Origin of the sequence: Endozoicomonas sp. 8E (assembly GCF_032883915.1) — a bacterium.
Lineage (GTDB): Bacteria > Pseudomonadota > Gammaproteobacteria > Pseudomonadales > Endozoicomonadaceae > Endozoicomonas_A.
In genome coordinates this window covers 6,963,565-6,989,666 of record NZ_CP120717.1, presented here as the reverse complement: position 1 = coordinate 6,989,666, position 26,102 = coordinate 6,963,565, and the positions used below count along the sequence as shown (strand labels likewise).

Genomic DNA, 26,102 nt, shown 5'->3' with positions numbered 1-26,102 from the left:
ATATAAATGAGAGTGATCATCAATCTGGATAATACACATGACAGATGGCGTTAGCATGACTGTCTACACTCAGGCTCAGGCTGGCATCGCTGATGGTAAAGAGGTTACCGATGAAAAAACCTGACATTACCAAAGAGAAACTCCGGGAGTCCATTTTTAATCTCGGGGAGGCTATCCGTAACAGGGACTGGACAACGCTGGAAGCTCTGGATACTGAAGCCCGTCAGGCAATTGAAGAAACTCTGGAAAGTGGCTCAGCTCCCTCCGAAGAGGGGAAGGCGCTGCTCGAAGAGCTGCAAACGCTCTACCGGGAAATGATATCGGCCTGCCAGCTGGAGCGAGATCGTGTGCAGGAACAGCTGGCGGTCAGCAAACGTCGTCAGGAAGCCATTGAGGGCTATCAGAAAAGTAACAAGAGATGAAGTTGATCGGTTCTGAATCCTTCAAACATTCATTTGAAAAACTGGCCATGGCTCAATTAAAATGCGCCCTTGATCTCAGACTAGTGGGCTGGTTAGTCTATAAATTCAACGGACTCCAGATTTTTTACAGGCAAATTAATGGTTCTAAGTTTCATTTCACATCCCAGCCCTAACTTTGATGACCGGGAAATTCCAGTAGAGTTTCTAGTCTTGCATTATACGGCTGTGGATCTCCAGGGTACGCTGGACATCGTCTCGAGTAAGAGGTGTGAGGTTTCAGCTCACCTGGTAATAGATCTGGACGGAACCGTCTACGAGCTGGTCAGTTGCCTGAATGGTACGGCTCACAGAGCCTGGCATGCAGGCGTTAGCCGTTGGCAGGAAAAAGAAACATTCAACGATTTTGCCATTGGAATAGAGTTGGTTAACTACAATGGGAATGTTTTCCCTTTCACCGATGCACAGTATTCTGCTCTGAAAGATGTGATTCAACACTTGCAGAAGCACTACCCGAGTTTGAATGATCCACAACGGATTCTTGGCCATGAACAGATAGCCGGTTTCAGGGGAAAGGCTGATCCGGGTTGTCATTTCGATTGGGATCGTTTTTTTAGCGATAGCTATCCTGACCAACCCCGACCCGTTCGCGAATCGGTTTGCCCGAAGGAGCTTCAGGCTTCGCTTAAAAAGCTTCAGCCACTGGAGCCCGAAGATAGAGATCAGCGAGTACTCTTCTGGCAAAGTATTAACGAGTTAACAGAAACGTCGGTCAGACTGATTCAGAAGGAGGCCGGGTCTCGTTCACAATCGCAATAGAAGCTCATCGGGAGTGAATACGGGTATATCAGAATGACTAAAGTCTTTGGCATTACGAGTGATAATAGCTTCTGCGCCAGCCTGAATCGCAGAAGCATGAAGCACGCTGTCTTCGTAATCGCTGAAAGAGCTGGCTAAAGCAAACATAAGTATCTTTTGATTGACGGGAGCGATCTGGTATATCTGCAATAATTTGTTGATAGCTTCGTGGCCCCGTTTTTTGCCGATCGACTTGCAGGCCAGGTAATGAATAGTCGTAACAGTTGTTGCACACAGCAAACCGCTGACGGTCCCGCTTTCCACCCTGCCCATAATTTCTGAAGAGCTGGCTACAAAAGGAGAGCGTTCAAGAAGTACGTCAAGGATAACATTGGTGTCGACAAGAATGATCACAGGTACTTATCCTCAAGGTATTTTTTGTAATCCTCCTCGTTCGATACTTCAGAATCCGCCATGACACCCCTGAGGCTTTGTGTGAGGGGGGGAAGTTTTTTGGCGGCATCAGATTCTGCGAGTAGCGCATTAAAATAATCAGCTACCAGTTGAGACAAAGATTTGTCGTGCCTGGCAGCATATTCTTTAGCCTGCTCAACAAGCTCGGCTTCCATTCGTAAGGTAAGTTTATGCATAATGATCGTTTGACGTACTGTTTCAAAAAAAGTATACGTCATTTTGAGAGGCTGACAAATTCTATCAAAATACTCCATGCTTTACGCACGCAGTTTTTTTGAAGTGCGCTATAACCCTTCTTCAACAAGCCTTGGACGAGCCAAGTGTGTTTTATTGAGCCAGCAATATGGCCAGAATGGTTTAAACCCCAAGTCATTCTGTTTGAATCCGCTGATGAAGTTGAGGCCAAGCTGTTATTAGATATCGTGTTGCTTCTGAAAGCCCTATCGGTAATACAAAGCAGAGGACGTAGCGACTCTCGGGCAGGTTCCTGATTCAAAGAAGAAACGACCTTCGAAGTTGGCCAGTCCACTACAGGCCGTGGCAGAGGAGTTAATAGCCGTCCGGGTGTCTAGAGTCTGATTGATGGTGTAGGGGGCGGGTGTTGGCATGAAAACGGGTGAGATCGCCGATCAAAACTACCCTTTGGCAAATTTTTCTATTGCTGTCTCATTGCTGGCATCAGCAATATCACCGAAATCTTTTAATCTTTTTTGTATCATGGTCCAAGCTTTTTGAACATCGCCCTTATGCACGGGCTTTTCTGCTGGAATCAGAATGTCTTCCGGCAGTTCATTGAGCTCTTGTAAAGTGCTCAGTTTGCCAATCCAGAGGTTTCCGTGCTCAATAATTTTTTCCGGCTCAGTACGGTCAAAATGCAGAGGCTGAATTGCTCTTAACCGATTCTCTTCCGTAATCTGCACTAACGGCATAGTAACAGGGTACAGAGTACCGATTTTTTCCTTCTTGAATTGATGACGCAGATTTAAGCTGCGGACAAAGTGTCCCACCCTGGTTTGCAATTCGTGCTCATAATTGTTCTTCTGGGCAAAATCATGAAGCACAAAACGATCAAACAACTCATTGGCAATCGCCAGAGGCTTTTGAGTCATTTTGACCCGCTCTTTATTGAACCTGAGAATAGCTTCAAGAGGACGAACAAAAAGTTCAAAGGCCTGCACTGCCGTCATCTGACCATTGCTGACTGATTCTTCGAGGTACTGCAACTCTTCATGCAAGTGCTTGACTGAGTGAGTAAAAACCCTGGGGTCAAGGTGTTTGAAAAATTGGGTCAGCCGGGCGTACCTGGTCAGCTCCAACTGGAATGCAAAGTGATTTTGACCTGGCACTACCGCGACCACCCCGACATTGGCAAACTCGCCGGTCTCAGGGTAAGGCATGAACTGAACAATGGCATAACGGCAAGTGTATTTGGTCATGTCATGCTCCAGAATTGTCCGGTGGTATATTCGTCCAGTATGGCAAACAGGGCTTTGGAGTCTAGCTCAAACACCATGCTTTCCTCAAGATCCCGCCAAGGTCACTCATTTTGAGCCGTTTCAGACCATTTATGAAAGTCAGTTAATGTGACCTCCATCCTTTCTTTATACTCAGCGATGGTTGCCAGATCACCGAAAATTCGGCCCTGTGCTGAATTAAAGACATGATATTTGAAAAAAGATTCCCCGGTGAAGTCAGGGTCAAATGCAAGATTGTGGTCAATAATCACCAGGCGATCCTCACGGGGAGCCCAAAGCAGGTTCGTGTTCCCCCGGGTTCGGTCTTCGTTCCTTATCCAGCGGTCAAATACCAGTACATCATTTTGTAACTGTTCAGGCACTAATGCTGTCATGGTGGCGGGTTCAAACCACTGGGTCTGTTTGACTTCCCGGGAGGCAAAGCAGGTGCCATGGCCAATTAGCCGTTGCCAATCATGGGGAAACGCTTCATAAAGAGGAATACAGACATCTGCCAGAGCAAAGTCAGCAACAGGTAAGCCAAACGCCTTGGCCAGGTTGGCACAAATCCACTCTTTTGCCAGATCAGGTCTGCCAACTCCAAGGCCCTTCAGGAAATAACTTTGTCCATCATCACCCAGGCAGCGAATACCCCACCACTGTGACCCTGGATCGACTCACCTACTATTTCCTCGATCTGGACACGCCGCGTCAAACTCGCGGCTCCTTTGCCATATCAATTGTATTCTGATTAACTGCTCAATTTTAATGTATTAAGCATATTTGCCAACCATTTCTGGTGGTTTCAGTGTTTATCGACGGGCTCAGGACGATCGGAATTCAGAGACTCAGAGCCTGGCTGCACCCTGCTATAGAGCCAGCAATATGGCCAGAATGGTTATAACACCTAAACCCGAAGTCATTCTGTTTGAATCCGTTGATGAAGTGGAGGTCAGGCCTTTATCAGACATCGTGTTGCTTCTAAAAGCCGTATCGGTAGTAAAAGCGGAGGACCTAGCGACTGTCGGGCAGACTCCTGATTCAAAGAAGAAACGACCTTCGAAGTTGGTCAGTCCATCACAGGCCGTGGCAGAGGAGTTAATGGCCGTCCAGGTATTTAGAATCTGACTGATGGAATAGGAAACGGGTGTTGGCACGAAAACGGTTGAGCTTGCCAAAGGCATGGCAACCGTTGAATTTGGTGTTGGCATGTTAATGGATGGAGTTGTCGGTTTTTCGCACTCACCTCCCAGCGGTAATGGATCAGCAGCTTGCAGGCTGAAGTCTTGTTGCAGTTGTTGCCATGGACTGGTGGCTTGCAGGTGGTTACAGGCCAGGGCAAGCTTAAGAGGGGGGCTGACGTTTATAGCGGGCGCAGTTACCCGGATGCGATTGCCTGCCAGGTTAAAGAGAGGAGGCTCTGCATTGGCATCGGTATGACCTATAAGAGTAAAGCCTCCCACCCGGGGCGGTCGTTGGGCACGAGCGTCGCGAAGTGTGTTAGTAAGGCCGTCATTGGTAATGTCTACGGTATTTCTGAAGATATCCAGATGGGTTCCGGACCCAAGAGTAAATTCACCCGCCTCTGCCATTCTGCCCAGGAATGTATTATCAGTAACAGTGATTCTCTGTGACTGGTTCCTGATAGCAGGAAGATTTACAAATACCCCATCTTCAGGCATGTAGTTCAGGTACGCAGTCTTGATGAGGTAACCTCTGACCGTGTTATTGGCAAACTGCAGGCCCGGGCCAGGACGATTGAGATCGGCCGTTGCATCCAGTGGTTCTTTGCAATCAAGATTAATTGCGGACCACTTGGGAAGATGGAATATGTTGTCTTCTACAAACAATGTCCGGTTGTAACATTCTGCGAAAATAATAGAGTTAGGCATGGGGTGGGAAGCGTCTGGCCCGCCAGCAGTGTATCCAATTGGCCGGAAAGTAAGGTGTCTGATATGGTTGTCTCTTTTTTCTCCAAACCGGAAATTTTTAGTGGTTCCTACCTTGACCATATGGTGGTTTCCGTAACCTCTGAACATGATGATGATTTCAAAACCGTCGTCAGCGGCTCCTATAATGCTCTGGCCATCCTTTAAAACTATTTGATTATAGATAAAGTACTCAACCGGGTTTCTACCTCTCACAGGTTCAGAGTTGGAAGTGAGCAGTACCACCGTATTTTCAGGAGCCTGACGGATCAATTTATCTAAATTTTCTTTCCGGTTGGCACTGAGAACAAGACACTTTCGTCCGCGAACAAGCTCTCTATATTGGTTTAGCCGTCGCTCAACCCCCGGCGTTTTTTCTTTGAGAGAATTGCACGGTTCTATCCGATGGGCAAGTGGACTCGCCGACTGAGCTTGTAAGCTCAGAGCATGCAATAAAAATAGCGGGGCAACTAAAAGGGCCAGATAAAACTGCAGGCTAATCATGTTCAGGATTCCATAAAAAAGTGGATTTGAAAGCCTAGATGCTGCATTTATGCTTTGCCAACAGGAATCCTGGTCGTTCAGAGGGTGTCAAAGACAAAGGGTGGTTGAACCGGCTGCGTATGTTGTAACCTAAGCAGGCCTGAAAAAGCCATTGCTTGCGCTATTTTGTAGCTAAATAGTCGTCTCTATTGGCTTTTTGAACACTTGATAGAAAATGGGTCAGAAAGAACACCCGGTAAATTATCATACTTTGCGAAGGAGAGTGCCTTACTGGATTTCTAGCTTTTAAGACACTCTCGGCAGGGCGGGGACTGTCAGGTATATTCCTCCAGCCCCAACAGTTTTTTGCCCAGTTCAGTGAGTCGGGCGGGTTCTCCCGGTTCCGGATCTTGTTGATAGCGTAAGCCCCGCCACTTTTCTGGTGCTCTTTTTTCCTGCCAGAGTCCTATGCGTTCTTCAGCTGTTTCTTCCACGCCTGCCGGAAACATAGAGATGTAGACGGCCAGTCTGGGTCTGTCCGAAACATTCAGCATGCCAGAATGGGGGAGTCCTGAGTCCCAGATAATCAGTGAACCGGCCGCGCCTTCTATAGGTTCTATCGGATATTGACTCAGTTCCTCTTCAGAGAACCAGAGGCTTTCACGGTGTTTAAGAACCTCATCTTTTTTGAAAAGGCTGGGCACACAGCAGAATGCCCCCTGGTCTTTTTTGGTGTCGGTCAGATAGAGAATGCCTTGCAAGCGCAACGACGTCAGTTTTTCAGCCGGAAAGTCGAGATGGATATGACTTTTTTGCTGGTCTGCTTCGGGGTCAAGAGAGGGGGGCTTGAAAGACAGTCTATCCATTCGAACCCAGAGCTTTTCAGTGCCGAGGAACTGAGAGAACAGTGTGTGAATATTGGGATGTTGTCTTATATTCCAAAGGCTCTGGTGCTGATGCACGGGAACAAGTCCGTTGTAACCCAAGTCTTTTTTGTACCAGCTTTCCGGTTCGCCGAGGTCAATATCAAGAAATTGTGTGATCAAATCAATTGCGTCATCACACAGAGACAGGGGGACGGCATCAGGAATAACTGTATAGCCGTTCTCGTTGAGTTGGCGCCTGTTTTCCTTTGACAGAGTCAACATGCTTATGCCTCACTGATTCAGTTCAGGTATTCTTATCCTTCCAGAATAAACAGTCCTGAACTGAATAAATAGCCCTGAGCGGAATAAACAGCCCTGAGCTGAATAAAGAGCCCTGAGCGGAATAAACAGCCCTGAGCTGAATAAAGAGCCCTGAGCGGAATAAACAGCCTTTGAAACTCTTTTCAGTGGATTGTTTCGTCAGCTTCTCTTTCTTCCAAACCTTCCAGCAGGGATTCGAGAACGATCTTGAGGGTATCGGTTTCTTTGTTGAGTTCATAATGGCGAACCATGGCGACCATGGCCTGTGCCATCGGATAGACGCGAAGGAAGTTTTTCAGGTCGTGTGGCTGAATAGCCTGGCCGGCATTCTCGACAAAGTGATTGGCACCAGAGGCTGACCCTTTATTAGCCGATTCTACCAGAGACATAATCTGCTCAAGATCTTCCAGGTCATTAAACCCCAGAAGCATTTCGGCCAGACTCTCTTGAAGACGCGCTCTCATAGTCATTACTCCTACAGGATTCCGCCGGACCTGTGACCCGTCAGGCTCCAGGCAACCAGTTAATGACTTGCAGAGTAAAGACGGATTATCTTGTAACCAATTCGTATGTCTATCGATTTTTTGCGACTTACCAGAATGTTTGTTCGCTTCTTAGTGCTTTTGCAGGGAAAAACACTTAGCGAGAGCCTCTTTTCTTCAGGCGTCGAAAAGCAGTGGTAGGTCAATCACTGACAAGGATCAGCACAGAATGATAAACATCCCGGCATGACCGAAGCGCTCTGAACCCTTATAATGGTTCCTTTCCTGTTTTCTCCTTGCCGCTCTGGTAGTAAATCCATGACGTTAAAAACTCTCCGCCTGAAGAATCGGGCTGATCGTCGATTGAAAGCTGGCCACCTCTGGATCTACAGCAATGAAGTCGATACCCGGACTTCTCCCCTGAGCAATTTCGAAACAGGGGAATTGATCAATATCGAAAGTGCTGAAGGTAAACCTCTGGGGACAGGTTATATCAACCCGAATAGTCTGATCTGTGCCCGGCTGGTCAGTCGAGACAGCAAATATGTCCTGGATCGTTCACTGCTGGTGCATCGTATTCAGGTAGCGTTGAGTCTGAGAGAGAGAATATTCGACAAACCATTCTACCGTCTGGTCTTTGGCGACAGCGATGGTTTGCCGGGACTGGTGGTTGATCGTTTTGGCGATATTGTTGTTGCCCAGATGTCCACTGCCGGTATGGAAGCGGTCAAGGACGAGATTGTTGATGCGCTGGTCAAAGTGCTCAAGCCCTCAGGTATTCTTCTGAAAAATGACGGGTCTGGCCGCCAGCTGGAAAAGCTGCCTGAGTATGTAGAAGTGGCTGGCTTATGGCGAAGTGCCGGAAAAAGTGGAGCTGGAAGAGAATGGTGTAACCTTCAGGGCGCCGGTCATGAAAGGCCAGAAAACGGGCTGGTTCTACGACCATCGGCTGAATCGCGAGCGTCTGCGTCACTACGTCAGCGGAAAGAAAGTACTGGATGTTTTCAGTTATGTCGGTGGCTGGGGTGTTCAATGTGCGGCCTTTGGTGCGAGTCAGGTAACCTGTGTTGATGCTTCTGAACAGGCGGTAGACCTGGTCCATGAAAATGCCGGGCTTAACGGCCTTGCCGATCGTGTTGAGTCTATCCAGGGGGATGCTTTCACAGCCCTGAAAGCTCTCAGGGATGAAGGTGAAAAGTTCGATGTCGTGATTGTTGATCCACCGGCCTTTATCAAGAAACGCAAGGACACCAAAGCAGGCGAACAGGCCTATCGCCGGATTAATGAGTTGGCCATGAGGTTGCTGGAAAAGGATGGCATTCTGGTGTCCTGTTCCTGCTCCATGCATCTTCAGAAAGATTCACTGTTCGATGCCCTGAGAGCGGGCAGCCGCCATATTGATCGTAATCTGCAAATTATTGAGCAGGGTCATCAGGGCCCCGATCACCCCGTTCTGCCTGCCATACCGGAGACAGAATACATCAAGGCGATCATTGCCCGAGTGACCCGGGCCTGATCATATTTTCAGCCGGTTAATCACCTCAACCAATTGGTCTGCGTCTTCCTCCGTGTTGTAGATATGAGGTGAAAAACGCAGACCTTCGGATCTTTGATCGCAGAATATGCCCGCATGATTCATGGCTTGCATCGCTTTCTGGTTATCCTTGAATGAGATGGCCAGAGTGCCTCCTCGACGGTTTTCCTGCATTGGAGAACGAATCTCTCCCTGATTAATTTGAGCGATAATATGATTAATCAGCTTCTGGTTATGCTGAAAAATAGTTTCCGTACCGATACGATCCAGAGTCCGGATGCTCTCTGCAGAAACCGTAAAAGGCATAATGGAAGGGGTTCCTCCCATAAAACGTCCTGCGTCGACCGCATAGTCAAAGTGATGAATATCAAACGCCATGGGGTTCTGATGAGAAAACCAGCCGACATCCATGGGCTCACACTCTGCGATGATCTCATCACTGGCCCAGAGATAGCCGCTGCCAGGACCGCCACACAACCATTTGACACTGGAACCGATGATGAAATCGGCTTGCCAGGCATCAAGGTCAATGGGAACAACTCCGGCTGACTGGGCGATATCCACAACAGAAATAATCGACTTCTTTTTGGTCAGTCCTGTGATGTCAGCTACGGGCAAGCGCAGACTGTCATTGGACTGAACATGAGTGATAAAAGCCAGCCAGACATCGTCGGACAGCATGTCATCCCAGCGGTTCAGGTCTGTAAGGTCAGCTCCATGAGGTATGAAACGGGGCTTCAGTCCAAAACGTTTACACAGGGTCTGGATCACAAACCCCATGGAAGGAAAGTCTCGTTCTGAGATCAGAATATGCTGGCCAGCAGAAGCCGGTGGCAGCGAACCCACTATTTTGGTCAGTGCACTGGACAGGTTGGTCTGCGGGCAAAACTGTTGGCTCTTGCCGTTCAGCAGACTGGCCAGAGCAGCATTGAACCGGGTCAGGTTTTCGAGCCATTGTCCCCAGGCGTGGCTGCCCTGTTGCTTCCAGGGTTCCAGAAAATGACTCTGAAAGGCATCGCTGGCGGAACCGGGCAGACAGCCAACCGAGTGATTCAGAAGATAGACACCTTGTTCGGGCCGATGGAAAAGCGCCTGAATATCAGTTGTCATGAGCGGCATTGTTCTTGTTGCCCAGGGCGTCTCTTTTTACGCCGTATTCTCCGCCCCAGGCATCGGTCATTGCGCCACGGATATCCCAGAGTTCGGGGAAAAAACGCTGTTGAATGCCTTTTTGCAGAAGTTCAACAGAGCGGCCTTTTAAAGATTTCGCACCTATGCCAATGGTTCTGTAGATCAGCTTAAGATGATGAATACGGAAAGCCTGAAACTGTTCATCAAATTCGGTGAGGGCTTCTGCCACAACATAGGCTTCGCAGTGACTGTATTGTGAGTTATAGATCTTTTCTACCGTTAGCCCTTTCTGGTCGAGGTAATGTTTTTGATAACTCTCCCAGAGGAAGGGGGGCATTTTCAGCAAGGTTCTGAATCCGGGGGATTCCTGCCCGCTGCCATTACCCAGTTGCAAACGGATTTCCTGATATTCTTTTGGCGACATGCTTTCCAGCAGACGCAGTTGGCTGGTCATCAGGGTAAGTGTCTGGTGTACTCTCTGGAACAGACTGATGACTCGGTGAGTATTGGTCTCCTGAATGTAATCATCAATGTCCAGAAGTGTGTAACCGATCAGTTTCATCCAGAGTTCTTCTATCTGGTGAACGATCTGAAACATCAGTTCATCTTTATTACAAAGATCAGTCATGGGCTTCTGGGCTTTCAGAATTTGTGAGGTATTGAGATAAACTTCGTAGTCCAGCTTACCGTCACCTTCCATTAATGCGTAGAAGTGGGATCTATCCATTGTTTCTCCGCTTTTTTAGATTGTGAGCAGAGTTCCGGATAAGGTAAATCTGCTGCTATGGAGGCACCAGCAATGAATGGAGAATTCGCTGGTACCTCATAAATAAAGCACAGAAACGGACGGTTCTTAAAGAATAAAATAGATTTATCTGAGGCTGATGACGGGCCATCCTTTCTCATGAGCGACTGCGGTCAATTCAGGGTCAGAATCAACAGCGAAAGGGTGATCTACCTGACTCAGCAAGGGCAGGTCATTTTTTGAATCACTGTAGAAGTAACTGCCTTCCAGAGAATATTCAGGGTTTTCCTGCAACCATTGCTTAAGGCGGATCACCTTTCCTTCCTGAAAAGTCGGTGTGCCGACCACTTTGCCTGTATAGCGATTATCTTCAATCTCCAGCTCAATGGCCAGTAAGGTGTCGACATCAAAGGCTTTGGCAATAGGCTCGGTAACAAATCGGCTGGTGGCGGTTATGATCATCAGGTGATCACCCTGTTCCCGGTGTTTTTCCAGGAGGTTCGCAGCTTTCTCCAGCATGATGGGGCGAATGATCTGCTCCATGAACTGGTCATGCCAGACTTTGAGTTCGTCCAGAGTGTACCGGGTCAGTGGCTTGAGACAGAAGTCGAGGTATTCGCCAAGGACCAACGAACCCGCCTCATACTGACGATAGAAATATTCATTGCCATCCTGAAAGCTGGCTGCATCCACCATGCCCTTATGGGTCATGAACTGTCCCCAGAGATAGTCACTGTCACCGGCTATCAGGGTGTTATCAAGATCAAAGATTGCCAGAGCCACAAATCCTCCTGCCAGACTGCACTGCCATAAATGTTGACTGATTGTACTATGAAAATCTTCTTAGAGGCTGTTCATGATTTCTTCAGGAAAGCAAAAACGGCGAGAAATTCTTTCTCATTTTAATACTCTTGTCACGGTTTTGAAGAGTAAATAAGGTGAAAGAGTTGATTAATTACCAAAAGTGGCATCCTGATTGCAAAGATCTTGATTGCCGTTGTGCAGCGGTTTATGAAACAATGCAAAGTAATAGATAGTTTAAGGTAGTCGCTTACGTGATTGACACAGATGGATTCAGGCCCAATGTGGGCATAATCCTCGCTAATCATCACGGACAGGTCCTGTGGGCCAGGCGAATCAGGCAGGAAGCATGGCAGTTTCCCCAAGGGGGTATAAACGATGATGAAACCCCCGAAGATGCCATGTATCGCGAGCTGTATGAAGAAATTGGGCTTCAGCCGGAAGACGTAAACGTTCTGGCTTGCACTCGTGGCTGGCTGCGTTATCGCCTGCCCAGAAGACTGGTTCGAAGAGATCAGCATCCGCTTTGCATTGGGCAGAAACAGAAATGGTTTTTGCTGGAGCTGCTGAGCAGTGATGACCGGGTTAGTGTGGATCATACAGGGTCACCGGAGTTCGATGGCTGGCGATGGGTCAGCTACTGGTATCCGTTAGGGCAGGTCGTCTCATTCAAAAGGGAGGTCTATCGTCGTGCTTTGCGCGAGCTGGTTCCCCGAATAGGCCGTCTGCAAGCTAATAAAGTGTAATGTGAAGTGTCATGACTTGTGACATTGAGACAGTTTTCAATGCTGACATCAGCCTGAAAGGCTCAGATAATATTCACGCAAGTGCTATCCTTGCACTTGCGTGATGAAAGCCTGTTTCTGACAGTCATCACATAGAAACCATTTCATGGTAAACAACAGAGACGGGCGTCTGTTATCTTTATATCTTTAGATAGCAGACACAGGAGACAGATAAGTAGACTGGGCTAAGTCACCATGCTGAACACCCTGCGTACGATTGTACAGGAAGTCAGTGCCGCCTCGGATTTGCAGGCTGCGCTAGATATTATCGTGCAGCGGGTTCGGGGTGCGATGAATACTGAAGTCTGCTCCGTCTATCTCTACGATGCTGAACAGGCTACCTATACCCTTATGGCGACAGAGGGCCTCAATAAAAAAGCTGTCGGTGTCGCTCGTTTATTCCAGTCTGAAGGTCTTATCGGTCAGGTCGGTCTCAGAGAAGAGCCCATTAACCTGGAAGCAGCCTCCTCCCATCCTAAATACCGTTACATTAAGGAAACCGGTGAAGAAAAGTTTCATGCTTTTCTTGGGGTTCCCATCATTCATCATCGGATGATTCTGGGTGTACTGGTGGTTCAACAAAAAGAACAACGCCGGTTTGACGAACATGAAGAGGCTTTCCTGGTCACCATGTCTGCCCAGCTTGCAGGTGTCATTGCCCATGCCGAGGCCACAGGTTCCCTGCATGTTACAGTCAATACCCAGAAAACGGCCCGCTTTCAGGGGTCGCCCGGCGCAAGCGGTGTTTCCATTGGTGAAGCCGTTGTCGTTTCTCCGGTGGCGGATTTGGGGGCCGTTCCTGATCGCACCTGTCACGACATCAAGAAAGAGCTGGACTCTCTGGACCTGGCTCTGGAGTCGGTTCGTTCGGAAATGAAGGCCACGGCCGAAAAACTTTCTGGCCATCTGCCGGCAGAAGAGCAAGCATTATTTGATGTCTATCTTCGGATGCTGGACGACAATGCCCTGGGTTTGGAAATCAGGAACCGGGTGAAACAGGGTAACTGGGCACCGGGTGCACTCAGGCAGGTAATAAACGAGCACGTACGTACTTTTGAAATGATGGACGATCCATACATGCGTGAGCGTGCGGTAGATGTAAAAGACTTGGGTCGTCGGGTTCTTGCCAGTATCCAGCAACACGATCATGAATGCATAACCTACCCCGATCAAACCATTCTGATTAGTGAAGAACTGACGGCCAGTATGCTGGCAGATGTTCCCCAGGAGAAGCTGGCGGGCCTTGTCTCTATTCAGGGCTCGAGTAATTCCCACGCGGCCATTCTGGCCAGGGCTCTGGGCATTCCTACCGTAATGGGGGCAGTCGATCTGCCCTATCACAAGATGTCCAGCAAGCAGCTGATTGTCGATGGCAACCTTGGGTTGGTTTATGCTTCACCTTCCAGAGAACTGCTGGAACACTATCAGGCCGTTGTCGAAGAAGAAAAAGAGTTCAGCGAAGGGCTTGAAGCGATCAGTGACCTGCCCTGTGTCACCCCGGACAACCACCGGTTACCACTGTGGGTCAATACCGGTCTTATGACTGACACGGTTCGTTCACTGGATCGTGGAGCGGAAGGTGTCGGTCTTTATCGTACCGAAGTTCCTTTTATGCTTAAGGAACGATTCCCCAGTGAAGCAGAACAGGAAAAAATTTATCGTCAGCAGCTTGAAGCCTTTGCTCCCAGACCAGTCACCATGCGTACTCTGGATGTGGGCGGGGACAAGGCGTTGTCCTACTTTCCCATCCAGGAAGACAACCCTTTCCTGGGGTGGCGTGGTATCCGGGTAACCCTGGATCATCCGGAAATATTTCTGGTTCAAATCCGGGCGATGCTCAAAGCCAGTGTTGGACTGGATAATCTTCGAATCATGTTGCCAATGGTGACCAGTGTTTATGAAGTAGAAGATGCACTGCATCTTATCCACAGGGCGCATGGCGAAGTGTCAGCTGAAGGCTTATCGGTTGTGATGCCTCCCGTCGGAGTCATGATTGAGGTTCCTGCTGCGGTCTATCAGGTTCGTGAACTGGCACAGAGTGTAGACTTCATGTCGATCGGTTCCAATGATCTCACGCAATATCTTCTGGCAGTGGATCGAAATAATCCCAGGGTGGCTGACTTATATCACTCTTTCCATCCGGCAGTTTTGCAGGCGCTTCGAAAAGTGGTCGAAGATTGTCATAAAGAGGGTCGAACCGTCGGTATTTGTGGTGAAATGGCGGGTGATCCAGTGGCTTCTGTTCTACTTATGGCCATGGGGTTTGACATGCTTTCCATGAGTGCTACCAACTTGCTCAAGGTGAAGTGGGCGCTCAGGAAAATCACTCTGGAAAGAGCCAGGGAGATTCTTGATGACGTGATGATGCTGGACAATTCTCATTTGATCAGGAGTTCACTGGAGCTGGCTCTTTGTCGCGAGGGGCTTGGTAAAGTCATGGGCATCAAGAGTAAGCGCTTCTCCAGCTAGGGGCACAGACCCTCCATGGTCTGAGTCGTTGACAGAAGATCCTGAGCTTTGAAAGGGTAATACGACAGAAAACGTGTATCAGGGATAGTTCACAGCTAGGATTTTTTCTCGGAAGTGTCAGCTTTGACTCCATAGACCACCACATTGGATGAGTGATCGAGGGGAGCCTCAATATAAAGTACAATTTTTTTAATAGAGCGGCCGTGGTCAGGAATTGGGAATCCCCGGGTTTCCAGTCCTGGCAGCATTAACTTCTGGATACTCAGGTCAACTACTTGTCCGTCACTCATGTGCACCTTGGCAGAACGGATCTTCAAACTACCCTGAGTGATATGAAATTTCACAGTTTTGTAGGGAGTGTCCCCGCCTTCAGAAGAAATTTTGATGGTTGCCGTGTCCTGAGAAGGGGTAATGTGTTTTTCGCCTATTTGCTGCCACCCTCCATCGGCTTGCAGGATCATGGAGAACAACAGCAAAAGTGCGGCCAGCAGGAACCGGTAAAGTCGGATTGGGGCTTGTAATCTCATCTTATACTCCTTGCTTCTCATTACGTATTGACTGCGAAAACATGCACTTCACGGAAGGTGCTGAAAGCAATGTTTCAGATCTTCTGAAAGGAATAGAGACAAACCACGTGTTATGAAAGTTAGCTGTTTTTGACTGCTTTGTGATCATTTTTTAGGTTGGCCGATCTGTTGGTTGGCTGCCATGACACCGGAAATGACATCGAGAACCGGCGTTTTTTTCCGGTTTCTCCGTAAGGTAGATAGATTTGTTCAGTCCAGCTAAGAGAACCCTGTCTGTCGAGAATCAGGACACTGGTGTTGCGGGTACCGTAATCTTCACTGGCTATAAAGCAGCTGGATAAAAACTTTTCCTGCTCCGGGCTCACACCGGTGTCGGGAAGCTGGTCGTCGGGTGCTTTTGAACTATCGTGCATCATAGAAATCAGGCCTTCAGGCTCAGGTTTCTGGTGATGCTCGATGTGCTGGGCCAGTCCCTGCTTGACTTTCTCCAGCTTGGGCCAGGGGCTGTTCAAGAGGTGGTTGCTCAGGGCGTGAAAGCCGGACTGTAGCGAAACAATATGGCCCATACGATTGGAGTAGTAGAACAGACCGCTGGAATCACCGACCAGCAGGTTGAAGCCGGAGTAATGATCCGCTTTCTGATGAATCCGGTTCAGGTACTCTTGGGGTGATAGATCACTGTTTAAAAAATCACTCACCAGATGACCACGGGACAAGGTTCCCGGCTTAAGGGGCGATTCCCGATAGTTGGTGACGGCGGCTATTCTGCCTCTGCGACTCAGAGCCAGCCAGCCGCCTCCGGCTTCTAAATCCCGGCCACCGAAAATCTCCGGATTGTCTTCCCAGAAGTGAACAGTTTTTGCTGGTCGTTTATAAAACTCATCGCGGTTGGCGACCAGAATCAGCGGGTACTGAGCGTCCGGTTGCCAGGACAGGGTAATCAGACACATAGATTGAGATCATCTCTTGTTTTTATCAACATCGCCGGGATTGGACAAACAGCAGTGAGCCGGGATGTCGTCTGGCGATAACAATAAGCGACACTCGGTTAGCAACTTACACATTTCCTTAAGTCAATTCCGCCCACTCTGATCAATTTGATCTGAGTGCTGGAGTCAATCCGCTTCTTGAGAGGCGGGTCTGACCAGTTCAGAACGTCAACCTTGCTCATTGCGACTAAAATAGCATAATGCCATTTGGCGAGACAGGTTCAAAAATGCTTCGAGGTTTCCGGTTTGTAGCCCGCCCAATAGATCAGCAAAAGCTGATTCTGCCATCAGTGGATGGACTATGTGGCCTTGCCCAGCACTTCTGCTGCGCAATGGTTAATGCTTTTGCCGCTGACCTTGGCGGCTGTAATCAAGGCAGCGTGGACTTTGGGCGGAACTCGCGGCATCAGTCTACCGGAACAGGGTCTTTGGGCAGGCCTGCCGGTTAGCCACAGTATTTCATTTTGTTCATGGCGCTATACCTTTTTATACTGGCGTGAGAACTTAAGTCGTTTCAGAAAAGCAGAAAATAAAGTAGTTCACTCAGAGGTTATCACATCTATTAAACTGGAGAGGTTAACCTATGGCAGAGGGGAAAGCCTATGAGTAAAGCAGTAACCGCTGCTGTGGTCCAAATGTGTTCCGGACCTGATGTTCAAGCCAATCTCAAGCAGGCAGAAGATCTTTTTTCAGACATGGAGTCTTCAGCTGACATCATTGTCCTGCCTGAATGTTTTGCCCAATTGGGTGGGGATATTCCTGCTCTGGGCAACAATACCAGTGTGGTCAGAAACTGGATGTCCCGTATTGCCCGACAATTCGGGGCCTGGCTGGTAGGAGGTTCTATACCCTGTGTCGTCAATGAGGGAGAGAACAGCAGGGCGTCCTGCTTTGTTTATGACCCCGAGGGTAATGAAGTCACCCGCTACGACAAGATTCATCTCTTTAATGCCGATATATCGGACGGCACTCGCCGTTACAGGGAATCCGATGACTATTCGCCGGGGAATGATCTGAATGTAGTGGATATGGAATTTGCCAGAACGGGCCTGACCATCTGCTATGACGTTCGTTTTCCAGAGCTCTATCGAGAACTGAGAGTCAGGGAGTCAGAAATCATTACCGTACCTTCCGCATTTACCAGGGTGACTGGTCAGGCCCACTGGGAGCCGTTATTAAGAGCGCGCGCTATCGAGAACCATTGCTATGTTCTGGCGGCTAACCAGGGTGGGACCCATCCCAACAAAAGAGAAACCTGGGGACACAGCATGATAGTCTCACCCTGGGGTGAAGTTCTTGCAGAAGCCGATAGCACTCCCTGTGTACTGACCACTGAACTGAACATAAAAGCACTGCAGGAGATCAGAAAGCAAATGCCTTGTTTTGAACATCGCGTGCTGTGAAAGAGCTGTTCCTGCAATCGTGCGGTCGATGGATTCAGGCAAAAAATTAACTTTGTCCTGAATCCCTTTCTGCAAATCAGTGAGTGTAGTTTGCCAGTGTTTCCAGCAACCTTCTCTGGGCATTCCTTCGACGATGACCCCGTGATGGCTTGTTCTGAAGATAATGGCCATCACTTTGTAGTTGCCAGCTACGGGTATTATCTGACAGATACAGCTCCAGCTCTTTCTTCACTCGTGCAGCCAGCTTCGGCTCTTCAATAGGGAAGCAGGTCTCAACACGCATGTCCAGATTACGAACCATTCCGTCAGCACTGGAGCAGTAGACTCTGAATTTTCCATCGTTCTCAAAGTAGAAAACTCGGGTATGCTCAAGAAAACGGCCGACAATAGAGCGTACCTGAATATTTTCAGAGAGTCCGGCAATACCGGGCCTCAGGCAGCAAATACCCCGAATGATCAGATGAATCTCGACACCGGCCTGTGAAGCCCGGTAGAGAGCCTTGATCAACTGGCTTTCGGTCAGTGAGTTTACCTTGATGATCACACGAGCCGTTTTGCCTTCTCTGGCATTAACGGCTTCCTGATTGATCAGTTCGATCAGGCTTTTCTTGAGTGTGAAGGGCGCATGAAAAAGCTTACGCACGCGCACCGCCTTACCCATTCCGGTGAGCTGCTGAAAGATCTTGCGCACATCGTTAGTGATATCCTTATCGCAGGTCAGCAAGCTATAGTCGGTATAGAGTCGTGCGTTACCCGCATGATAGTTACCGGTACCCAGGTGTGCGTAACGCTGAATCTTTTTGCCTTCCCGACGAACAATCAGAATCAGTTTGGCGTGGGTTTTGTAGGCAACCACTCCATACACGACAACCGCTCCGGCTTCCTGAAGTCTTCTTGCCAGTGCCAGGTTTTCTTCTTCGTCAAAACGGGCTCGGATTTCCACGATAACCGTGACTTCTTTACCTTTCCTGGCCGCTTCTACAAGAGCATCAACCATCTCGGAGCGAGCTCCGGTACGATACAACGTCTGACGTATTGCCAGAACATTAGGATCAGTAGCCGCCTGACGCAGCATATCCACAACCGGGGTAAAGGACTCGAAGGGATGATGCAGCAGAATATCGGACTTGTGAATGGCATCCAGCATATTAACAGTCCGTGAGCTTCGGGCTTGCAGTGCCTTGGGGTAACTGGGTGTAAAGCTCGGGAAGGTCAGGTGCTCAAACTCGGGTGATGCCTCGTTGCATACCGACATCATTCGGATCAGGTTCACCGGACCATTGACCCGGTAGAGCTCATCCTCCGTCAGGCCAAATTCTTTCAGCAGGAAGTCAACCAGTGGCTGTGGGCAGTTATCTACCACTTCAAGGCGGACTGCTTCTCCGTAGCGGCGGGAGAGCAGCTCACCCTGCAGGGCCTTGGCCAGATCTTCTACTTCATCTTCAAGGTCCAGATCACTGTTTCGGGTCAGTCGGAACTGGTAACACCCTTTGATGGTCATACCCGGGAACAGGTCCTGCATATGCAAGTGGATGATAGATGACAAAAAGACATAATTTCTACCGCCCCTGTCACAGACGTCATCGGGCAGTTCAACGACCCGGGGTAAGGATCTTGGCGCAGGAATAACAGCCATACCTGTTTCACGGCCAAAAGCGTCTTTGCCTTCCATTGCCACAATAAAACAAAGCAGTTTGTTGGCCAGTCTCGGGAAGGGGTGAGCCGGGTCCAGTCCAATAGGGCTGATGATGGGCATGACTTCGTTGTAGAAAAAACGCTTGATCCAGGCTTTCTGTTTGTCGCTCAGTTGATGACGCCGAATAAATCGAATGCCCTGCCTGGTCAGACGAGGCAGCAGTTTGTCGTTCAGGATTTCATATTGAAGCTGAACATTTTGCTTGGCCTGGTGGCTGATCTCTTTCAGCACCGCCTGAGGACCCAGACCATCCAGACCCACTTGTTCGCGGGCAAACTCTACCTGCTGCATCAGGCCGGCAACACGGATTTCAAAAAACTCATCCATGTTAGAGCTATAAATCAACAGGAACCGCAGACGTTCAATCAGGGGGTGGTCGTCGTTCAACGCCTGCTCAAGCACACGGCGGTTGAACTGTAAATGGCTCAGCTCCCTGTTGATGTAATAGTCCGGGTTGCTAAGGTCTGTAATACGAGGCGTTGGAGCAACAGACTCCGGGCTCTCTTTTGTGCTGACTCCGGGTTCAGGGAGTTCCCGGTCTTTTGAATTATCCATGGGACCTCTTACAGCATCGGTAGTGGCAGTATACGAATTCATGTACAAGCCGGACTGACAATGGGCTCTTGTTATAACGTAATTGTACGACGTTTTGATGACTGAGTTGAGTGCTAAGGCATTATTGCCTGATCAGGCGAGCTGCTTCCTTGGCATAGTAGGTCAGAATGGCATCGGCTCCGGCTCGTTTGAAACAGAGCAGAGACTCCATCATGATGGCATTTCGGTCCAGCCAGCCGTTGGCAATGGCCGCTTGATGCATGGCGTACTCGCCACTGACCTGGTAGACAAAGGTGGGTGCCTTGAACTCATCCTTGGCTCTTCTGACAACATCTAAATAAGGCATACCGGGTTTAACCATAATCATGTCGGCTCCTTCATTGAGATCAGCTGCAATCTCATGCAGAGCTTCATCAATATTGGCTACATCCATCTGGAAGTTATGCTTGTTGCTTTTGCCCAGGTTGCCCGCAGAGCCCACAGCATCGCGAAATGGGCCGTAGTAGCTGGACGCGTATTTGGCAGAGTAAGCGAGGATCCGGGTGTTCAGGTGACCGGTCTCTTCGAGTCGGGTGCGAATGGCAGAAATTCGGCCATCCATCATGTCGGAGGGAGCAACAATATCAGCTCCCGCTTCGGCATGAGACAGTGCTTGTTTAACCAGGACATCAACGGTTGGGTCGTTTACGACATAACCTGATTCATCAATCAGACCGTCCAGTCCATGACTGGTGAACGGGTCCAGGGCTACATCAGTAATAATACCCAGCTCAGGCAGTTTTTGTTTTAACTCACGAACGGCCCGCTGAACCAGACCTTCCGGATTCCAGGCTTCGGCAGCATCATCAGACTTTTTCTCAGCCGGTGTGACCGGAAACAGGGCAATGGCCGGAATACCCAGCTCCAGAAGCGCTTCACCTTCACGAATCAGCTCATCGACCGTCATTCGTTCTATGCCCGGCATTGAAGGAATAGCTTCCCGGTGATGAGAGCCTTCGAGAATGAATACGGGGTAGATCAGATCATCCGGGGTGAGGTGGTTTTCTCTCATCAGACGGCGGGAAAAATCGTCAAAACGCATACGTCTGGGACGGCTTGCCGGGAAGGGTCGCTGGATCATATTTACACTCTGAAGAGGGTGGTTAAAAGTATTTCTTTCGTTCGTCAACCCTGATCGTTATGAAGGACAGAGCGGAATGTCCGGTTCATGACGTGTGAATCCTTGTGGGTTTGGCTAACGTATAGTCTGACAGGCATTATACGAAAAAGATGCGTTATGCGCTTTCCCGACAGGATGTTGCAACCGTTCCGCAGGAAGATTCCTTGTATGAATAAAAGTAAAATCATTCTACTGATGGCTGTTATCGCAGCCATTACCGCATTTTTTGCACTGGATGCACAACAATATCTGACTCGTGATTATTTTCAGTCGCTTTACAGCGATAATCCTGCACTGACCATTGCCTTATTCTTTGCCATTTATGTGGCTGTAACGGCGCTTTCTCTTCCGGGCGCTGTTATTCTTACTCTGGTTGGTGGTGCTATTTTCGGATTTACGACGGGCCTGATAGTGATCTCTTTTGCCAGCACGATAGGGGCCACCGTGGCTTTCCTCATTTCCAGAACGCTCTTGCGGGCATGGGTCCAGAGTAAGTTTGGCGAATATCTGGCAACCATCAACAAGGGTATTGAGAAAGACGGTCTGTTTTATCTTCTGACCTTGAGATTGATTCCGGCAGTTCCTTTCTTTGTGATTAACCTGGTTATGGGGCTGACGCCCATGAAAACCCGAACGTTTTACTGGGTCAGTCAGCTTGGCATGCTGCCGGGAACTGCTGTTTATGTGAATGCCGGTGCTCATTTGGGACAGGTTCAGGAATTATCTGTCAGTGGCATTTTAACACCGGGGCTTATTGGTTCCTTTGTATTATTGGGGATTTTCCCATGGCTGGCACGTAAAGCTATCAGCCTGATCAAAAAGCCTTCAACCAGTGAAAAAAATAAGGAGGAGTAAGCATGTTGAGTCATTCTGGTGTTTACAAGGGCTTCAGAAAACCCCGCAGGTTCGATAATAACCTGACTGTGATAGGAGCGGGTTCTGCCGGACTGGTAAGCAGCTACATTGCAGCAGCCGTGAAAGCCAGAGTCACTTTGATTGAAAAGCATAGAATGGGTGGCGATTGTCTTAATACCGGTTGCGTTCCCAGCAAGGCTTTGATTCGATCTGCCAAAATGGCTCATTACATGAAACGTGCTGATGAATTTGGTCTGGAGAATGTGCAGGCTGATGTCAATTTCACTGCCGTAATGGAACGAGTGCAATCGGTCATTAAGCAGGTTGAGCCTCATGATTCGGTCGAACGTTATACCGGTCTGGGCGTAAACTGCGTTACGGGTGAAGCCAGACTGGTCAGCCCCTGGGAAATCGAGGTGGGCGGCCAGCGGATTTCCAGCCGAAATATTATTATCGCCAGTGGCGGCAGACCTTTTGTGCCGCCTTTGCCCGGTGTTGATCAGATTACCCATTACACATCAGATACCCTCTGGGATATTCGAGAAAAACCACAAAAGCTGCTGGTCATCGGTGGCGGACCGATCGGTTGTGAATTGACTCAGGCTTTCACCCGACTGGGTGTCAATGTGACTCTGCTGGATCATGGTCCCCGCCTGCTGCACCGGGAAGATCCGGATGTTTCTTTGGAGGTGATGTCCCAGTTTCGCAAAGACGGGGTTGATCTGAAGCTGAAGCACGAAACCCGATCCTTTCATAAAGAAGGGGAAAGACAATGGCTGGTGGCTGAGTCTGAAGGTCAAACTGTTGACATCGATTTCGATGCAGTCCTGTTTGCCACAGGCCGCAAAGCCAACACCGGCAGTCTGGGGCTGGAAACGCTCGGGATAGAAACCACGGAGCGTGGAACCATTGCTGTGAACGAATATTTGCAGACACGATTCCCGAATATCTACGCCTGCGGTGATGTGGCGGGACCTTATCAATTCACACATGCAGCAGCGCACCAGGCCTGGTATGCCTCTGTGAACGCACTCTTCGGTCGCTTCAAGAAGTTCAAAGTGGATTACTCGGTCATGCCCTGGTGTACCTTTACCGATCCGGAAGTGGCCAGAGTGGGCCTTAATGAAACCCAAGCCAAAGAACAGGGAGTTCCCTACGAAATCACCCGCTACGGTATTGATGATCTGGACAGGGCTATTGCCGATGAGGAAGCCAGAGGTTTTATCAAGGTTCTGACCAGACCAGGCAGTGACAAGATTCTGGGGTGCACTATCGTGGGTTACCATGCCGGTGAACTGATCACCGAATACATCACTGCCATGAAACACGGTCTGGGAATGAACAAGATTCTTGGCACTATTCACATCTACCCTACGCTTAGTGAATCCAACAAATTTGCCGCAGGTGAGTGGAAACGGGCCCATGCACCGGATGGTTTGTTGAAGTGGGTCAAGAAGTATCATGACTGGATGAGGCGCTGACTGAGATCCTGGCTGCTAGATTAAAAATAAAGGGTCTCTTCTCTGAGGCCTGTTTACAGAACGGTCAGGAACCCGATGTCTCAATCCAGCATTTCACAGGCAGGGATATCCCCAACCCTCCCCAAAACCTCAGGAACAGATGCTGCGCTTCTCATCCGGCAAGAAGCTGAAAATCCTGCTCGTCTCAATCGCGACTCTATCATCAGGGTTGATCTGAGCGTCAGTCTCAATAATGACAGCCTTGAGCCTTCCGGACTCTCTGGCAGAAGCCTGTCAGAATTCGATATTCAGGCGGCTTCGCCCGATGATGTGAAGAAGAAATTGCCATCAGGATCTTCCCGCGAAGGGCAACTTTTATCCAAAGCCCGTAATGTTCGAGAAAGTATTTCTCGGGAAAGCTCGAAAGCAAGACCCAAAGTCGACAGAAGCAGCAAAGATGCCCTGACAGCGGCTCTGAAAGAGGCCAATGCCTCATTGAAAGCAGCCAGGAAACTTCAGTCCGAGGCTCACAGTCTGGCCAAACAGGGAGTACTGGAGGAGAACTTGCTGGAATTGGGGCTGGGTGGTAAGAGAATGACCGGGGCTGAAAGTGAGGCATTTTACGCAGCCCAGGACTCTGACCAGCTGGTGAGTTCGCGAAAGCAGGAAGTGAAGGATCTGGAGCGGGCACAGAAGGATCTGAAAGCAGAGCAAAAGAAGGCTGCAAAGGCTGGTAAGAAAGCCCATCAGGCACTTGAAAGATTGCAAAAAGAGTCATTGTCCCTGGGTAAGTCGGTACCCAAAATTCGCAGTAAGGTGGTAGCAGCCAAAGATGAGTCCAGCAAAAGATTGGGAGAAGAGCTCAAGTCTTTGCAAAGGGCTCAGAAGAAAGCGAACGCTCTGGCGGTTCATGGTGAGAAGTTACTGGCCAAAGCCGATGAGAAGCAGGTCAGGCATGGCATTGATACAGCGCCCGTAAAAACCTTGATCAAGCAACACATTTCGGACGCCAGGGCCAAAGCAAAACAGTTGCAGCTCGAAGTGGTCTCGCTAAAAGAAAAAGTGAAGTCAGCGCGAAAATCCGAAAAAGCAAACAAGAAAGAGCAAAGAAAAATCGATAGAAGTATCAGGCAACAGAAGAAAGCAGAAAAACAGGCTTCCCTGAAGCAAACCGGACCGCCTGAGAAAACGCAAAATCGAGAAGAGCAACTACGAGAAGAGCAACTAAAGAAAGATGAAGCATCAAAAGTTGCAGAGCCAATAATTGAAGAGCAGAAGCAAGCAGTTACCACACTGTCCAACAAGACCGGCTTCAGAGCGTCAGAACTAACTCCTTTGAAGCCTGCCGGAACCCAGATGAGAGCTTTTCTCAAAGGTATAACACCTCATAAAGCAATGAGTGTCCAGGCACTGGAGAAGGCCATGGAAAACCTGCGCAATCCCGGTGATTATCGACAGGTGTTGGCCGATATTATGGTTTCAGGTCTGGATGTTGAGAAACAACTCAGGCTCAGGTCCAATCTCAGTGCTTGCCTGTTGGGAGCCATGAGAGATCCCGAAAAATTTAAACACTTCAATAGGGGCTTTATTGAACATATTATGTTTGGCGATAGTATGGATGAGATCCAGCAGCAATATCCTCTGTCAGTGAAAAAAGATCTGGAAAGAATTGATAAAGAAGCAGCGAGGAAATAACAGCATTCATGGAATCTGAACATCTTCAGCAGCTCCAGCAGCGGGTAAGTGACGCAGAAGCCTTTGAAACCTCTATTTTGAGAAATCTTGAAGAAACCCGGCACCGGGTTGGAGAGTGCTCGGAAAAACTGACCCGTATCAATGGCCAGATGGCATTGCTGGAGGCCAGTCATGAAGCCGATGAAGAGCTGGCGAAGAAAATGGATGTGCTTAAATCCGAGCGGGATGACGCCGAGGCAGCCTATCGTGAACAGACTGCCCAGGAGTCAAGATTAAAGAAAATGGGGCTGGATGCCATCAGCCATCTCAAGGTGGCCAGAAATGAGCTGAAAATAGCCCAGCTCAAGTCCGGCTCCTGAAGATACCATTACAACTCTGCAGGTGGCTTTTTGTCAGTTTGATCGGGTTGAGCAGGTTGAGCAGGTTGAAGGTCGCCCTGAAACAGTATATTAGTTATGTTAACAGCGGCGTCATTGCAGTCCCAGGTCCATGCCATGCTACCACTGAGTTGCACTTTTGCTTCCATAGCTGCTCCCTGGGTAAACCTGAATTCCCTGATTACCCAACCCGGTTTGTCGCCGGTGTCCGACGAGATGATGAGGTCTTCAGAGCGGACCAGGTAGGTAGGATTTGGCATGTCATCAAAGGTCACTCTCACAAGGTGAGAGTTATTGAGGCTGATACCCACATCCTTGATACTACCCGGATGATTAAAAATGCTTTGTGCTGGATTTTTGATTTCTGCCTGACTGTTGGGATCAACTCGCATTACACATTTGCCGAGATCAACGTTTCCATTCAAGCCAATGCCCTCATTAAAGATAGCTTCTACCTGTTTCGTTGCACCGTCTGCAAAATCCCCATGGCTGAGAGGAGTGAAGCCGATAAACAGGCCTGACAAAGCAACAAGGGAAGCCCTGCGACATAAGCCGTCTGGTTGTAGCAGATTCATAATAGATATTCTCAATGAAAATGAAAATGAAAATGAAAATAGAGATGCTGAAGTGTTGCGAAAGCAACAGGAAAATTATAGGCAGTGTTCAGTTATCTTCCCATTGATTTGATAGCTCGAT

The 26,102-nt window shown here is 48.9% G+C and carries 26 protein-coding genes and 1 pseudogene; 10 read left to right on the top strand and 17 right to left on the bottom strand.

The window, feature by feature from the left end:
• Positions 1–110 precede the first annotated feature (110 nt).
• Both P6910_RS24955 and P6910_RS24950 read left to right on the top strand, forming a co-directional pair.
• Complete coding sequence (locus tag P6910_RS24955) at positions 111–422, top strand: hypothetical protein (protein ID WP_317143937.1); 312 nt, start codon at positions 111–113, stop codon at positions 420–422.
• Between the two features lie 138 nt (positions 423–560).
• Complete coding sequence (locus P6910_RS24950) at positions 561–1,238, top strand: N-acetylmuramoyl-L-alanine amidase (protein ID WP_317143936.1); 678 nt, start codon at positions 561–563, stop codon at positions 1,236–1,238.
• Here the strand turns inward: P6910_RS24950 and P6910_RS24945 are convergent.
• From P6910_RS24945 to P6910_RS24910, 8 genes are all read right to left on the bottom strand, one after another.
• Entirely contained in the window at positions 1,224–1,631 is a 408-nt protein-coding gene (locus P6910_RS24945) for a PIN domain-containing protein (protein ID WP_317143935.1), read from the bottom strand. The two genes, P6910_RS24950 and P6910_RS24945, sit on opposite strands and share 15 nt — an antisense overlap.
• Positions 1,628–1,867 (bottom strand): DUF6364 family protein, encoded by a 240-nt coding sequence (locus tag P6910_RS24940; RefSeq protein ID WP_317143934.1) that lies wholly within the window; start codon positions 1,865–1,867, stop codon positions 1,628–1,630. Before P6910_RS24940 ends, P6910_RS24945 begins: the two co-directional genes overlap by 4 nt.
• Before the next feature lie 264 nt (positions 1,868–2,131).
• Positions 2,132–2,299, bottom strand: a complete 168-nt coding sequence (locus P6910_RS24935) for a hypothetical protein (RefSeq protein ID WP_317143933.1) — start codon at positions 2,297–2,299, stop codon at positions 2,132–2,134.
• A 27-nt stretch (positions 2,300–2,326) separates the two neighbouring features.
• Positions 2,327–3,127: a DUF3037 domain-containing protein gene (locus P6910_RS24930; protein WP_317143932.1), complete on the bottom strand. Its 801-nt coding sequence runs from the start codon at positions 3,125–3,127 to the stop codon at positions 2,327–2,329.
• A 101-nt stretch (positions 3,128–3,228) separates the two neighbouring features.
• Positions 3,229–3,786, bottom strand: a complete 558-nt coding sequence (locus P6910_RS24925) for a HipA family kinase (protein WP_317146589.1) — start codon at positions 3,784–3,786, stop codon at positions 3,229–3,231.
• A gap of 228 nt (positions 3,787–4,014) precedes the next feature.
• Positions 4,015–5,577 (bottom strand): hypothetical protein, encoded by a 1,563-nt coding sequence (locus P6910_RS24920; RefSeq protein ID WP_317143931.1) that lies wholly within the window; start codon positions 5,575–5,577, stop codon positions 4,015–4,017.
• Between the two features lie 314 nt (positions 5,578–5,891).
• Positions 5,892–6,704 carry a phytanoyl-CoA dioxygenase family protein gene (locus tag P6910_RS24915; RefSeq protein ID WP_317143930.1) on the bottom strand — a complete coding sequence of 271 codons (813 nt, stop codon included), beginning with the start codon at positions 6,702–6,704 and terminating at the stop codon, positions 5,892–5,894.
• Positions 6,705–6,886: 182 nt separating this feature from the next.
• Entirely contained in the window at positions 6,887–7,207 is a 321-nt protein-coding gene (locus P6910_RS24910) for a hypothetical protein (RefSeq protein ID WP_317143929.1), read from the bottom strand.
• Positions 7,208–7,543: 336 nt separating this feature from the next.
• Here P6910_RS24910 and P6910_RS24905 point away from each other — a divergent pair.
• Positions 7,544–8,741: pseudogene (locus tag P6910_RS24905) on the top strand (class I SAM-dependent rRNA methyltransferase).
• On the opposite strand, the gene P6910_RS24900 reads toward P6910_RS24905, so the two are convergent.
• The 3 genes from P6910_RS24900 to P6910_RS24890 form a co-directional block, all read right to left on the bottom strand.
• Entirely contained in the window at positions 8,742–9,869 is a 1,128-nt protein-coding gene (locus tag P6910_RS24900; protein ID WP_317143928.1) for an aminotransferase class V-fold PLP-dependent enzyme, read from the bottom strand.
• Complete coding sequence (locus P6910_RS24895; RefSeq protein ID WP_317143927.1) at positions 9,859–10,617, bottom strand: tryptophan 2,3-dioxygenase family protein; 759 nt, start codon at positions 10,615–10,617, stop codon at positions 9,859–9,861. Before P6910_RS24895 ends, P6910_RS24900 begins: the two co-directional genes overlap by 11 nt.
• Positions 10,618–10,761: 144 nt before the next feature.
• Positions 10,762–11,418, bottom strand: coding sequence for an HAD family hydrolase (locus P6910_RS24890; protein WP_317143926.1), 657 nt, complete (start codon positions 11,416–11,418; stop codon positions 10,762–10,764).
• A 272-nt stretch (positions 11,419–11,690) separates the two neighbouring features.
• Between P6910_RS24890 and P6910_RS24885 the strand changes: the two genes are divergently transcribed.
• On the top strand, positions 11,691–12,182 hold the full coding sequence (locus P6910_RS24885) for an RNA pyrophosphohydrolase (protein ID WP_317143925.1): 492 nt from the start codon (positions 11,691–11,693) through the stop codon (positions 12,180–12,182).
• Positions 12,183–12,416: 234 nt separating this feature from the next.
• Positions 12,417–14,690: a phosphoenolpyruvate--protein phosphotransferase gene (gene ptsP, locus P6910_RS24880; protein ID WP_317143924.1), complete on the top strand. Its 2,274-nt coding sequence runs from the start codon at positions 12,417–12,419 to the stop codon at positions 14,688–14,690.
• A 95-nt stretch (positions 14,691–14,785) separates the two neighbouring features.
• On the opposite strand, the gene P6910_RS24875 is transcribed toward ptsP, so the two are convergent.
• The 3 genes from P6910_RS24875 to P6910_RS27035 form a co-directional block, all read right to left on the bottom strand.
• Positions 14,786–15,217, bottom strand: a complete 432-nt coding sequence (locus P6910_RS24875; protein ID WP_317143923.1) for a hypothetical protein — start codon at positions 15,215–15,217, stop codon at positions 14,786–14,788.
• 119 nt (positions 15,218–15,336) lie between these two features.
• Positions 15,337–16,167 carry an NRDE family protein gene (locus P6910_RS24870; RefSeq protein ID WP_317143922.1) on the bottom strand — a complete coding sequence of 277 codons (831 nt, stop codon included), beginning with the start codon at positions 16,165–16,167 and terminating at the stop codon, positions 15,337–15,339.
• Positions 16,168–16,505: 338 nt separating this feature from the next.
• Entirely contained in the window at positions 16,506–16,613 is a 108-nt protein-coding gene (locus tag P6910_RS27035) for a toxin-antitoxin system HicB family antitoxin (RefSeq protein WP_410493859.1), read from the bottom strand.
• Between the two features lie 195 nt (positions 16,614–16,808).
• Here P6910_RS27035 and P6910_RS24860 point away from each other — a divergent pair, with 195 nt between their 5' ends.
• Positions 16,809–17,609, top strand: a complete 801-nt coding sequence (locus tag P6910_RS24860; protein WP_317143920.1) for a carbon-nitrogen hydrolase family protein — start codon at positions 16,809–16,811, stop codon at positions 17,607–17,609.
• Between the two features lie 76 nt (positions 17,610–17,685).
• Here the strand turns inward: P6910_RS24860 and ppk1 are convergent, their stop codons facing one another.
• Together ppk1 and hemB are read right to left on the bottom strand one after the other, a co-directional pair.
• Positions 17,686–19,860 (bottom strand): polyphosphate kinase 1, encoded by a 2,175-nt coding sequence (ppk1, locus tag P6910_RS24855; RefSeq protein ID WP_317143919.1) that lies wholly within the window; start codon positions 19,858–19,860, stop codon positions 17,686–17,688.
• 121 nt (positions 19,861–19,981) lie between these two features.
• Positions 19,982–20,980 (bottom strand): porphobilinogen synthase, encoded by a 999-nt coding sequence (gene hemB / locus P6910_RS24850; protein WP_317143918.1) that lies wholly within the window; start codon positions 20,978–20,980, stop codon positions 19,982–19,984.
• A 207-nt stretch (positions 20,981–21,187) separates the two neighbouring features.
• Here hemB and P6910_RS24845 point away from each other — a divergent pair, with 207 nt between their 5' ends.
• The 4 genes from P6910_RS24845 (at position 21,188) to P6910_RS24830 (ending at position 25,388) form a co-directional block, all read left to right on the top strand.
• Positions 21,188–21,874, top strand: coding sequence for a TVP38/TMEM64 family protein (locus tag P6910_RS24845; protein WP_317143917.1), 687 nt, complete (start codon positions 21,188–21,190; stop codon positions 21,872–21,874).
• A 2-nt stretch (positions 21,875–21,876) separates the two neighbouring features.
• A complete protein-coding gene (locus P6910_RS24840; protein ID WP_317143916.1) occupies positions 21,877–23,355 on the top strand; it encodes a mercuric reductase in 1,479 nt (492 codons plus the stop codon).
• Positions 23,356–23,430: 75 nt separating this feature from the next.
• On the top strand, positions 23,431–25,029 hold the full coding sequence (locus P6910_RS24835) for a hypothetical protein (RefSeq protein WP_317143915.1): 1,599 nt from the start codon (positions 23,431–23,433) through the stop codon (positions 25,027–25,029).
• A gap of 8 nt (positions 25,030–25,037) precedes the next feature.
• Positions 25,038–25,388: a hypothetical protein gene (locus P6910_RS24830; protein ID WP_317143914.1), complete on the top strand. Its 351-nt coding sequence runs from the start codon at positions 25,038–25,040 to the stop codon at positions 25,386–25,388.
• An 8-nt stretch (positions 25,389–25,396) separates the two neighbouring features.
• On the opposite strand, the gene P6910_RS24825 is transcribed toward P6910_RS24830, so the two are convergent.
• Positions 25,397–25,981, bottom strand: a complete 585-nt coding sequence (locus tag P6910_RS24825; RefSeq protein WP_317143913.1) for a hypothetical protein — start codon at positions 25,979–25,981, stop codon at positions 25,397–25,399.
• Positions 25,982–26,102 lie beyond the last annotated feature (121 nt).

What these genes read in the sequence shown, in the direction of transcription:
- P6910_RS24955 (WP_317143937.1), top strand. Translation starts at nt 111, where the DNA reads ATGAAAAAACCTGACATTACCAAAGAGAAACTCCGGGAGTCCATTTTT.
- P6910_RS24950 (WP_317143936.1), top strand. Translation starts at nt 561, where the DNA reads ATGGTTCTAAGTTTCATTTCACATCCCAGCCCTAACTTTGATGACCGG.
- P6910_RS24940 (WP_317143934.1), bottom strand. Translation starts at nt 1,867, where the DNA reads ATGCATAAACTTACCTTACGAATGGAAGCCGAGCTTGTTGAGCAGGCT.
- P6910_RS24935 (WP_317143933.1), bottom strand. Translation starts at nt 2,299, where the DNA reads ATGCCAACACCCGCCCCCTACACCATCAATCAGACTCTAGACACCCGG.
- P6910_RS24930 (WP_317143932.1), bottom strand. Translation starts at nt 3,127, where the DNA reads ATGACCAAATACACTTGCCGTTATGCCATTGTTCAGTTCATGCCTTAC.
- P6910_RS24920 (WP_317143931.1), bottom strand. Translation starts at nt 5,577, where the DNA reads ATGATTAGCCTGCAGTTTTATCTGGCCCTTTTAGTTGCCCCGCTATTT.
- P6910_RS24915 (WP_317143930.1), bottom strand. Translation starts at nt 6,704, where the DNA reads ATGTTGACTCTGTCAAAGGAAAACAGGCGCCAACTCAACGAGAACGGC.
- P6910_RS24910 (WP_317143929.1), bottom strand. Translation starts at nt 7,207, where the DNA reads ATGAGAGCGCGTCTTCAAGAGAGTCTGGCCGAAATGCTTCTGGGGTTT.
- P6910_RS24900 (WP_317143928.1), bottom strand. Translation starts at nt 9,869, where the DNA reads ATGACAACTGATATTCAGGCGCTTTTCCATCGGCCCGAACAAGGTGTC.
- P6910_RS24895 (WP_317143927.1), bottom strand. Translation starts at nt 10,617, where the DNA reads ATGGATAGATCCCACTTCTACGCATTAATGGAAGGTGACGGTAAGCTG.
- ptsP (WP_317143924.1), top strand. Translation starts at nt 12,417, where the DNA reads ATGCTGAACACCCTGCGTACGATTGTACAGGAAGTCAGTGCCGCCTCG.
- P6910_RS24875 (WP_317143923.1), bottom strand. Translation starts at nt 15,217, where the DNA reads ATGAGATTACAAGCCCCAATCCGACTTTACCGGTTCCTGCTGGCCGCA.
- P6910_RS24870 (WP_317143922.1), bottom strand. Translation starts at nt 16,167, where the DNA reads ATGTGTCTGATTACCCTGTCCTGGCAACCGGACGCTCAGTACCCGCTG.
- P6910_RS27035 (WP_410493859.1), bottom strand. Translation starts at nt 16,613, where the DNA reads ATGCCGCGAGTTCCGCCCAAAGTCCACGCTGCCTTGATTACAGCCGCC.
- P6910_RS24860 (WP_317143920.1), top strand. Translation starts at nt 16,809, where the DNA reads ATGAGTAAAGCAGTAACCGCTGCTGTGGTCCAAATGTGTTCCGGACCT.
- ppk1 (WP_317143919.1), bottom strand. Translation starts at nt 19,860, where the DNA reads ATGGATAATTCAAAAGACCGGGAACTCCCTGAACCCGGAGTCAGCACA.
- hemB (WP_317143918.1), bottom strand. Translation starts at nt 20,980, where the DNA reads ATGATCCAGCGACCCTTCCCGGCAAGCCGTCCCAGACGTATGCGTTTT.
- P6910_RS24845 (WP_317143917.1), top strand. Translation starts at nt 21,188, where the DNA reads ATGAATAAAAGTAAAATCATTCTACTGATGGCTGTTATCGCAGCCATT.
- P6910_RS24840 (WP_317143916.1), top strand. Translation starts at nt 21,877, where the DNA reads ATGTTGAGTCATTCTGGTGTTTACAAGGGCTTCAGAAAACCCCGCAGG.
- P6910_RS24835 (WP_317143915.1), top strand. Translation starts at nt 23,431, where the DNA reads ATGTCTCAATCCAGCATTTCACAGGCAGGGATATCCCCAACCCTCCCC.
- P6910_RS24830 (WP_317143914.1), top strand. Translation starts at nt 25,038, where the DNA reads ATGGAATCTGAACATCTTCAGCAGCTCCAGCAGCGGGTAAGTGACGCA.
- P6910_RS24825 (WP_317143913.1), bottom strand. Translation starts at nt 25,981, where the DNA reads ATGAATCTGCTACAACCAGACGGCTTATGTCGCAGGGCTTCCCTTGTT.